At 44.8% G+C, this 3505-nt stretch carries 1 protein-coding gene; it reads left to right on the top strand.

Translation table 11 applies throughout. The annotated features are described in order from the left end of the window. Positions 1–665: 665 nt before the first annotated feature. On the top strand, positions 666–3505 hold a 2840-nt coding region (locus tag ACP45E_RS07450), incomplete at its 3' end, for a type I polyketide synthase (protein WP_141707251.1).

A 3505-nucleotide genomic window follows, 5' to 3' on the forward strand; every position in this document is an offset into this window, starting at 1 on the left:
GTCTAAATACCCATCAAGTTGCTGTAAAAAGATCAACACTCCCTAGAGAAATAGGAGGGGAGAAATGACAATGTTCGACTTTAAAAATCACTGTATTCAAACTATACCAAATTTACTAGTGAGATAAGTAGAGCCCTATAAAATAAAACCATTTATATGAATGGTTACAAAAACATGAGCTAGATCTCACTCGCGTCAAAAATAGAGTATAAACTCAAATTTTGTAAATTTTAACCTATAAAATCAATCGATTAGGCGATTCATTTATCAATTTAAACCCTTTTCTCTGCATTCGTCTGGTCTGACAAGATTGTCCGTGGCGTTCAGAGCATTGTATCAATTAGTCGCCTCAGCTAATCTGCTCAACCATTAGTCAACTTAATTCATTTTCATTGCGAATATAAGCATCTCATATAGCAATTATTTAGACAGGATTTTAATGGACATTGCCCGCAGACATGAACGCTTAAATCGCACATGATTCATATCAACTATGACGAGTCATTGAACTCTCAAAGCATCATCTCTAACTGTTCGCTTATTAGTAGCGACCAGACTTTTCAGCTGTGTTTTTCTAGATCTCAAACGGATTTATTGTCTATGCACTTAAAAAGCCAGCTTCAAAATATGACATCACCCCTCGTGATTTCCAGTGGAGACTCATAATGAGCCAATCCGAAAAAACAACACCCGAATCTATAGACGACACTCGACTCAATAAACGCCTTAAAGATATGCCTATTGCTATCGTTGGAATGGCGAGTATGTTTGCGAACTCTCGTTACCTAAACAAGTTTTGGGACCTGATCAGTGAAAAAATCGATGCGATTACAGAAGTGCCCGATACTCACTGGCGCCCTGAAGATTACTATGATGCTGATAGAACAACGCCGGACAAGTCTTACTGTAAGCGAGGTGGCTTCATTCCTGAAGTTGACTTCAATCCAATGGAGTTTGGTCTTCCGCCGAACATTTTAGAGCTCACAGACACATCCCAATTACTATCATTGATCGTAGCAAAGGAAGTGCTTGAAGATGCAAAACTTCCAGAAGGTTATGATCGCGATAAGATTGGTATTACGCTCGGTGTGGGTGGCGGTCAAAAGATTGCACAAAGCCTGAACGCACGTCTGCAGTACCCTGTGTTGAAGAAAGTCTTCAAGAGCAGTGGCATTAGTGACGAAGACAGCGAAATGCTGATCAAAAAATTCCAAGACCAATACATTCACTGGGAAGAAAACTCATTCCCGGGGTCTCTCGGAAACGTCATTTCAGGTCGTATTGCGAACCGATTTGACCTTGGCGGTATCAACTGTGTGGTAGATGCAGCGTGTGCAGGATCTCTTGCCGCAATGCGTATGGCACTGAGTGAGCTGGTTGAAGGCCGCAGTGAAATGATGATCACAGGTGGTGTGTGTACAGATAACTCACCAACCATGTACATGAGCTTCTCTAAAACACCTGCTTTCACAACCAATGAAACTATCCAACCTTTCGATATTGATTCAAAAGGTATGATGATTGGTGAAGGGATTGGCATGGTCGCGCTTAAGCGCCTGGAAGATGCAGAGCGCGATGGTGACCGTATCTACTCTGTGATCAAAGGTGTTGGTTCATCTTCTGACGGTAAGTTCAAAAGTATCTATGCTCCACGTCCAGAAGGCCAAGCGAAAGCGCTGAAACGTGCTTACGATGATGCAGGCTTTGCACCGCATACACTCGGGCTACTTGAAGCCCACGGTACGGGTACAGCAGCAGGTGATGTTGCAGAATTTGCGGGTTTAAACTCGGTATTCAGTGAAAACAACGAGCAAAAACAACACATCGCTCTAGGGTCGGTTAAATCTCAAATCGGTCACACTAAATCAACGGCGGGTACTGCTGGTCTGATTAAAGCGGCACTTGCACTGCACCATAAAGTGCTACCACCAACGATCAACGTGTCGGCACCAAACCCTAAACTCGACATCGAGAACTCACCGTTTTATTTGAACACTCAAACGCGTCCTTGGATGCGCCGTGTTGACGGTACACCACGTCGGGCGGGTATTAGTTCGTTTGGTTTCGGGGGAACAAACTTCCATGTCGTTTTAGAAGAATACACACAAGAACATGCTCGTGGTGATAAATACCGTCAACGCCAAGTTCCTCAGTCGTTCTTATTCAGTGCAGAGTCACGTAGCGCATTAGTTGCGAATTTGAATCAGGCAAAATCAAAAATTGCAGATAACACTGATCTAAGCAAGCTTGCAGAAGGCTATTCTCTACGTGAAATTGATGCATCCCACGCTCGTCTTGGGTTAGTGGCGAATGATCACACTGATCTTGAAGTACAGCTGGCGAAAGCTATCTCAATGATAGAAGCTCAAGATAAAGCGCAGTGGCAACTGCCGAACGGAACAACTTTCCGTGAATCAGCCTTGACTGGTAATGAGGGTAAGGTCGCAGCTCTGTTTGCAGGGCAGGGTTCTCAATACCTAAACATGGGGCGCGAACTTTCATGTCATTACCCTGAAATGCGTCAGCATTTGGCTAAAGCAGATCAAGTCTTTGGTCAATATAAGAAAACGGCACTGTCTCAAGTGCTCTTCCCGATTCCAACGTTTACTGCTGATGCAACGAAAGCCCAAGAAGCGGCATTAACTAATACGGCGAATGCTCAGAGCGCAATTGGTACCATTTCAATGGGTCAGTTTGAAATCCTATCTCAAGCTGGGTTTAAAGCGGATATGGTAGCAGGCCACAGCTTTGGAGAGTTGAGTGCGTTATGCGCTTCAGGTGTGATCTCGCAAGACGATTACTACCAATTGGCATTCGCTCGTGGCGCTGCAATGGCGGCAACTCCAGCAGAAGGTGACAGTGGCACAATGTACGCCGTTCTCTTGGATGCAAACAAAATGGCCGATGTTGAAACTTGTATTGGAGCCTTTGAAGGTGTGAGCATTGCAAACTACAACGCGCCAACTCAACTTGTTATTGCTGGCCCTACTGACGCTGCAAAACAAGCGGCAGATGCACTCACTGAGCAAGGCTTTAAAGCAATTGCATTACCTGTGTCTGGCGCGTTCCACACGCCACTCGTTGCTCATGCTCAAAAGCCATTTGCATCTGCAATCGATAAAGCGTCATTTACCTCGCCAACATTACCGTTGTATTCAAATGCGACAGGTAAACTGCACGGTAAAGATGGTAAGGCGATTAAGAAAGCCTTTAAACAGCATATGCTGCAATCGGTACATTTCAGTGCTCAAATTGAAGAAATGTATAACGCAGGCGCACGGGTGTTTGTTGAATTTGGGCCAAAGAACATTCTGACCAAACTGGTTGAGAAAACACTAGCAGACAAAAGTGATGAGCTTTGCACGATCAGTATCAACCCAAGTCCTAAAGGGGATAGCGATCAGCAATTGCGTCTCGCTGCTGTTCAATTATGTGTAGCGGGTGTGTCACTAGACAACATTGACCCATACCAAGCGGATATCGCAGCGCCGGCCGCGACCTCGCC

Source organism: Vibrio genomosp. F10 str. 9ZD137, assembly GCF_049974785.1.
Lineage (GTDB): Bacteria > Pseudomonadota > Gammaproteobacteria > Enterobacterales > Vibrionaceae > Vibrio.